8 protein-coding genes are annotated in these 6,515 nt (G+C 71.1%); 4 read left to right on the top strand and 4 right to left on the bottom strand.

The window, feature by feature from the left end:
• Positions 1 to 2 precede the first annotated feature (2 nt).
• From AB0H52_RS17290 to AB0H52_RS17300, 3 genes are read right to left on the bottom strand one after another with little or no spacing between them, the layout of a single operon-like run.
• Complete coding sequence (locus tag AB0H52_RS17290; protein WP_357948441.1) at positions 3 to 764, bottom strand: metal ABC transporter ATP-binding protein; 762 nt, start codon at positions 762 to 764, stop codon at positions 3 to 5.
• Complete coding sequence (locus AB0H52_RS17295) at positions 761 to 1,717, bottom strand: metal ABC transporter substrate-binding protein (RefSeq protein ID WP_357948444.1); 957 nt, start codon at positions 1,715 to 1,717, stop codon at positions 761 to 763. Before AB0H52_RS17295 ends, AB0H52_RS17290 begins: the two co-directional genes overlap by 4 nt.
• A 54-nt stretch (positions 1,718 to 1,771) precedes the next feature.
• Complete coding sequence (locus tag AB0H52_RS17300) at positions 1,772 to 2,029, bottom strand: hypothetical protein (RefSeq protein WP_151489108.1); 258 nt, start codon at positions 2,027 to 2,029, stop codon at positions 1,772 to 1,774.
• A gap of 29 nt (positions 2,030 to 2,058) precedes the next feature.
• Here AB0H52_RS17300 and AB0H52_RS17305 point away from each other — a divergent pair, with 29 nt between their 5' ends.
• From AB0H52_RS17305 to dusB, 4 genes are all read left to right on the top strand, one after another.
• The gene (locus AB0H52_RS17305; RefSeq protein ID WP_151489109.1) at positions 2,059 to 2,400 is read left to right on the top strand and encodes an antibiotic biosynthesis monooxygenase; all 342 of its coding nucleotides are present in this window, start codon (positions 2,059 to 2,061) and stop codon (positions 2,398 to 2,400) included.
• Between the two features lie 24 nt (positions 2,401 to 2,424).
• The gene (locus tag AB0H52_RS17310) at positions 2,425 to 2,904 is read left to right on the top strand and encodes a hypothetical protein (RefSeq protein WP_151489110.1); all 480 of its coding nucleotides are present in this window, start codon (positions 2,425 to 2,427) and stop codon (positions 2,902 to 2,904) included.
• A gap of 114 nt (positions 2,905 to 3,018) precedes the next feature.
• Positions 3,019 to 4,398 (top strand): glycine--tRNA ligase, encoded by a 1,380-nt coding sequence (locus tag AB0H52_RS17315; RefSeq protein WP_151489111.1) that lies wholly within the window; start codon positions 3,019 to 3,021, stop codon positions 4,396 to 4,398.
• Positions 4,399 to 4,462: 64 nt separating this feature from the next.
• Positions 4,463 to 5,635 (top strand): tRNA dihydrouridine synthase DusB, encoded by a 1,173-nt coding sequence (gene dusB, locus AB0H52_RS17320; RefSeq protein ID WP_151489112.1) that lies wholly within the window; start codon positions 4,463 to 4,465, stop codon positions 5,633 to 5,635.
• 238 nt (positions 5,636 to 5,873) lie between these two features.
• Here dusB and AB0H52_RS17325 read toward each other — a convergent pair.
• Positions 5,874 to 6,515: C39 family peptidase (locus tag AB0H52_RS17325; RefSeq protein WP_357948449.1), on the bottom strand; the 642-nt coding region annotated here is incomplete at its 5' end.

Here is a 6,515-nt window from a genome sequence, read left to right on the forward strand (position 1 = left end):
GCTCAGTTGCTCCACAGCCCGGCGGGCTCGTCGGGACCGTGCGGATGCACGTGGTCGTGGTCGGGCTCCGCGTGATGGCCGGCCGGGTCCGGCACCGCGCCGTCGTGGCAGACACCCCCCTGGTGTACGACGACACAACGGGTGATCACCGGCCGCAGCGGACCCAGTTCGTGTGCCACCAGGAGCACCGTCCCGCCGCCGGCGACGAAGTCGCGCAGCGCGCTCGCGAACGCCTCCTGGCTGCCCGCGTCCACCCCGGCGGTGGGTTCGTCGAGGACGAGCAGTTCCGGCTGACCGGCCAGCGCGCGGGCGATCAGGGTGCGCTGCTGCTGGCCGCCGGAGAGGGTGGCGACCGGGTCGGCGGCCCGGTCGGCCAGCCCGACGGCGCGCAGCGCGGCGTCGACGGCGGCCCGGTCGGCTCGGCCCGGCGGGCGGAGCACCCCTCGGCGGGCCAACCGGCCGGAGGCCACCACCTCGCGGACGGTGGCCGGTACGCCGCCGCCGGCGCCCAGGCGCTGCGGGACGTACCCGATCCGCTCCCACTGCCGGAACCGGCGCAACGGGCGGTCGAAGAGGGTGACCGAGCCGGCGCTGAGCGGCACCAGCCCCAGCACGGCGCGGATCAGCGTGGACTTGCCGGAGCCGTTGGCGCCGAGCAGCGCGACCACCTCGCCGGCGGACACGGTGAGCGAGATATCCCGGAGCACGGGACGGCCGTCGTAGCCGACCGTCGCGTGCCGCACGGCGATGACAGGTGTGGTCACGAGCAGCTCAAGGCCGTCCGCAGTGCCTGCAGGTTCGTACGCATCACCGAAACGTAGTCCCCGTTGCTGCCCGCTGCGAGCCCTTCGATCGGGTCCAGCACCGCGGTCTTCGCGCCCACCTGACCGGCGATGGTCTCGGCGACCTTCGGGCTGACCAGCGTCTCGAAGAAGATCGTGCTGGTCTTGTGCTCCTTCGCCTCCTCGATGACCTGTGCGAGCCGCTGCGGGGAGGGCTCGACGTCCGGGCTCAGGCCGGTGATGCCGACCTGGTCGAGCCGGTACCGGTCGGCGAGGTAACCGAACGCGGCGTGGCTGGTGACGATCTCCCGCCGCTGGCAGGTCGCCAGGCCCTGGGTGAACTCGCCGTCCAGGGCCGTCAGGTCGGCGCGTAGCGCCGTGGCGCGCGAGGTGTAGTCGCCGGCGTGGCCCGGGTCGGCCTTGCCGAGCCGCTGGGCGAGCTGGTCACCGATGGCGGCCAGCCGGGTCGGGTCGAGCCAGACGTGCGGGTCCTTGCCCCCGGCGTTCTCCGCCTCGGCGTGCTCACCCTCACCCTCACCCTCGTGGTTGTGGCCGCCGGCGGTCGCGTCCAGCAGCGGTTGCACGCTCGTCACGTCGAACGTCCGGTCGCCGCCGTTCTGCGCGACGGCGTCGTCCACCGCCGGCTGGAAGCCCTTGAGGTAGACGATCAGCTCGGCCTCGGTGACCTGGCCGACCTGGCTCGGGGTGAGTTCCAGGTCGTGCGGCTCGGCGCCGGGCTTGGCGAGGTTGGTCACCCGTACCGCGTCGCCGCCGATCCGTTCGGCGAGGAACTGCAGCGGGTAGAACGCGGCCACCACGTCGACCCGTTGCGGGTCGGCGCCGGCGGGACCGCCGGTGGAGCAGCCGGCCCCGGCGCCCAGGGCGAGCAGGGCGGTCGCGGCGGCCAGGACGCGGGACGTGGTGCGGTTGGTCATGTCGTCAACTGTCCGTGGCAACGATAATGATTGTCAAAAAAGCATGATTGCATGTCAGAGCAGCTTCGCGAGGCCCACCGCCACCAGGAGGGTCAGCATCAGCAGCCGGATCATCCGGGTCTGCGGCGCCTGAACCGGCCAGGTCGTCGCCAACAGGGCGATCAGCACCGCCGCGAGAGCGAGCGTCAGCAGCCCGCCGATCACGCCGGGCGTGAAGAACGCCACCAGCACCACCACCAGGGTGAGCAGGAACACCGACGTCGGGTTCGCCCCGGCCAGACGGGCCAGCAGAGGGCGCTGCGTACGCTGCATGCCACAGACTCTACGAGGAGGAACCCCCGGTGCTGGTGACCAACCGGTTCGTGGTCGACGTCGATGTCGCCGACGACTTCACCGAACGGGCGCACGCCGCCCTCACCGCGCTGGCCGCCTGCCCCGGCTACCTGCGTGGCCAACTGGTCCGGGCGCTCGACGACCCCCGGTACTGGTCCCTGGTCACCGAGTGGGAGTCGGTCGGCACGTACCGGCGGGCACTGGGCGCCTTCGAGGTCAAGGTCAGCGCCGTTCCGTTGCTCGCGCAGTCGGTCGACGAACCGTCCGCGTACGAGGCGCTGGCCACCGCCGCGCCCGGCGGGGCCGTGGTCGTCGCCGAGAGTGATCGGGCTGCGGGTCCTTACCGCTGAGCCGCCGGACACTACGCTGCTCCTATGACCGCACCCGCCCCGCCGCCCGGTCCCGGTGTGGCTCCGCCGTTCGCCGCGCCGCCCACCGAGGGCCGACGGACCCGGCTCTGGATCGGCCTCGGCGTCGGCGCGCTCGCCGTACTCCTCTGCTGTGGCGGTGGCGGCACGGCCGTCGTCGGCCTGGCCGTCAGTGGGGTGCAGGCCGTCCGGGAGCAGGGCCGCACCGTGACCGGCGACTACTACCAGGCGCTGGTCGAGAAGGACTACGGGCGGGCGTACGACCAGCTCTGCGACGACGCGCAGCGGCGCGAGTCGCGCGCCGAGTTCGAACGACGGGCCGCCGCCGAGCCCCAGGTGGCAGCCTTCCGGGTGGGTGAGGTGGACACCACCAACCTGACCGTCCCGGTCGACGTGACACTCGACGGCGGCGACCGGGAGCAGCAGCAGGTCGATCTGGGCCAGGACGGCCAGACCGGAGGTATGGAGGTCTGCGGGGTGAGCTGACCCGCCCCCGGTATTCTGCTGGGCTTGGGGTGACGGTGGTCGTACCGTTGTCCCGAACCGACCGTTCCATCCACATCTCGCCCCCGCCGACCGCCAGCCGGCGTAGGAGGAAACATGCCAGTCGACCGTATCGACGCCGTCGTCAGTCTCGCCAAGCGCCGAGGCTTCGTCTTCCCCTCCAGCGAGATCTACGGAGGCACCCGATCGGCGTGGGACTACGGCCCGCTCGGCGTGGAACTCAAGGAGAACGTCCGCCGGCAGTGGTGGAAGACCATGGTCCAGCAGCGTGACGACGTGGTCGGCCTCGACTCCGCCGTGATCCTGGCCCGCAAGGTGTGGGAGGCGTCCGGCCACATCGCCGAGTTCGTCGACCCGCTCACCGAGTGCCAGTTCTGCCACAAGCGGTTCCGGGCGGACCACCTGGAGGAGGCGTACGCCGAGAAGCACGGCAAGCCGCTGACCTCGCTCGCCGAGCTGAACTGCCCCAACTGCGGCAACAAGGGCACCTTCACCGAGCCGAAGATGTTCAACGGCCTGATGAAGACCTACCTGGGCCCGGTGGAGAGCGACGAGGGGCTGCACTACCTGCGCCCGGAGACCGCGCAGGGCATCTTCGTCAACTACAAGAACGTCGAGACGGTCGCCCGCAAGAAGCCGCCGTTCGGCATCGCGCAGACCGGCAAGTCGTTCCGCAACGAGATCACCCCGGGCAACTTCATCTTCCGGACCCGCGAGTTCGAGCAGATGGAGATGGAGTTCTTCGTCGAGCCGGGCACCGACGAGCAGTGGCACGAGTACTGGCTCCAAGAACGCTGGAACTGGTATCTCGACCTCGGCCTGTCGGCGGACAACCTGCGGCTCTACGAGCACCCGAAGGAGAAGCTCTCCCACTACTCGAAGCGCACCGTCGACATCGAGTACCGCTTCCAGTTCGGCGGCACCGAGTTCGCCGAGCTGGAGGGTGTCGCCAACCGCACCGACTTCGACCTCTCCACGCACAGCAAGCACTCCGGCGTCGACCTGTCGTACTTCGACCAGACGAAGAGCGAGCGCTGGATGCCGTACGTCATCGAGCCGGCCGCCGGTCTGACCCGCGCGGTGCTCGCGTTCCTGCTGGAGGCGTACGACGAGGATGAGGCGCCGAACACCAAGGGCGGCGTGGACAAGCGCACCGTGATGCGGTTCGACCCGCGGCTGGCCCCGGTGAAGGTGGCGGTGCTGCCGCTGTCCCGCAACGAGGCGCTGTCGCCGAAGGCGAAGGACCTCGCCGCGCTGCTGCGCAAGCGGTGGGTGGTGGAGTTCGACGACTCGCAGGCGATCGGCCGCCGCTACCGCCGGCAGGACGAGATCGGCACCCCGTTCTGCGTGACCGTCGACTTCGACACCCTGGACGACAACGCCGTGACGGTGCGCAACCGGGACACCATGGCCCAGGAGCGGGTGTCCCTGGACCAGGTCGAGCGTTACCTGATCGAGCGCCTCCCCGGCTGCTGAGACGGTGGGCACGGGGCCCCGGCCGACGCGGAAAGCGCCGGTCGGGGCCCCGTACACTTGTGCGGTGACTGCGTCGACCGTGCCCGCGCTGCGCCCGCTGACCCTGGGGCCGCACCAGGTGTGGCCCCCGGTGGTCCTCGCGCCGATGGCGGGGATCACCAACGTCGGGTTCCGCCGGCTCTGCCGGGAGCAGGGCGGCGGCATCTACGTCTGCGAGATGATCACCACCCGGGCGCTGGTCGAGCGGAACCCGAAGACGCTGCGCATGATCGCCTTCGGTGACGACGAGAAGCCGCGCAGCCTCCAGCTCTACGGCACCGATCCGGAGATCACCGCGGCGGCCGTGCGCATCGTCGTGGAACGCAACCTGGCCGACCACATCGACCTCAACTTCGGTTGCCCCGTACCCAAGGTGACCCGACGTGGCGGCGGCGCGGCGCTGCCCTGGCGGCGTCGGCTGTTCGCCCGGCTGGTGAAGGCCGCGGTCGCTGCCGCGTCGCCGGCCGGGGTGCCCGTCACGGTCAAGATGCGCAAGGGCATCGACGAGGACCACCTGACGTACGTCGAAGCCGGGCTCGCCGCCCAGGACGCCGGCGTGGCCGCGGTGGCCCTGCACGGGCGGACGGCCGCGCAGCGCTACTCGGGCACCGCCGACTGGGACGCCATCGCCACCCTGAAGCAGGCCCTCGACGTGCCGGTGCTCGGCAACGGCGACATCTGGGAGGCCGACGACGCGCTGCGGATGGTCGCGCACACCGGCGTCGACGGCGTCGTGATCGGGCGTGGCTGTCTGGGCCGGCCGTGGCTCTTCGCCGACCTGGAGGCCGCGTTCAACGGTCGGCCGGAGCGGCGGCTGCCCACCCTCGGCGAGGTGGCGGTGACCATGCGCCGGCACGCCGAGCTGCTGGTCGACCAGTTCGTGGCGGGCGCGCGCAACCCGGCGCGGGGCGAGCGGGACGGCTGCACCGACTTCCGTAAGCACGTCGCCTGGTACCTCAAGGGCTTTCCCGTCGGCGGTGAGCTGCGCCGCTCGCTGGCAATGATCGAAAGCCTGGCCCAGCTCGACGACCTGCTCGGCAAGCTAGACCCGGCGGAGCCGTTCCCGGTCGCGGCCCTGGGCCAGCCGCGCGGGCGTACCAACTCGCCGGGCAAGGTCTTCCTGCCCGACGGGTGGCTCGCCAGCCGGGACGACGACACCGTCCCCGAGGGTGCCGAGATGGACGACTCCGGCGGCTGAGCCGCTCCGCGACCGGTGAGCGGACGGTGGTGGTCCCGTCCCCGCCCGTGGCCCGCTGCCTGCGGCCGGCAGCCTGATGCCCGCGGTCCGCTGCCTGCGGCCGGCTGACGTTGGCGGCCGCGCCTGATTCGTTGACGACATCAACTCCAGGGACTAGCGAGGTACACCCGCCCCCGGGACATGCCGAAGGGCCGGGCCCCGGTTGGGGTCCGGCCCTTTCGGTGTGTGGGTGTGTGGGTCAGCTGGTGGAGTAGCCGCGGGTGGCGATCCAGTCGGCGAGGTGCTCGACGCTGATCCAGTAGGAGGCGGTGTCGGGGTTGGCCGAGTCGGCGATCTTCACGGTGTTACCACCGTCGCGGTAGCCGACGACGCTGATGTAGTGCCCGCCCTCGAACGAGTGGGTGATGCCGTCGGTGTCGGTGCTGGTGCCGGCGATGTTGGCGACCACGGCCCGTCCGTCGTCGACGGTGGTGACGATGTCGGCGCGCAGCTTGTCGGTCTGTGTGGCGTCGGCGTCCGGGTTGGGGATCTCGACGGAGTGGTAGGCGTCGGGCTTGCCGGTTTCCTTGTTCAGCACGGGGGTGATGTCGTTGATGGAGTTGGTGCCGGCCTCGGTGGTGCCCATTTCCTTGGCCATGTCGTCGACGTTGATGTTCTTGCCCTGTACGGACAGGGCGTTGCGGGTGGCGGCGGGGCCGCAGTAGTAGAAGTTCGGCTGCGCTTCGTAGCGCACGCCCAGCTCCCGCTCACCGCTCTTGCGGTCGCTCTGGCTGTGGGTGCTCGGCGTGGTCTGCGACGCGGCGTAGGCGGCGGTGACGGGGCCGGCGATGGCGCCGCCGGTGAACGCGAGGCCAGCGGCGGTCAGGGCGGTCTTACGGAT

Source organism: Micromonospora sp. NPDC050695 (genome assembly GCF_040654415.1).
Classification (GTDB): Bacteria; Actinomycetota; Actinomycetes; order Mycobacteriales; family Micromonosporaceae; genus Micromonospora.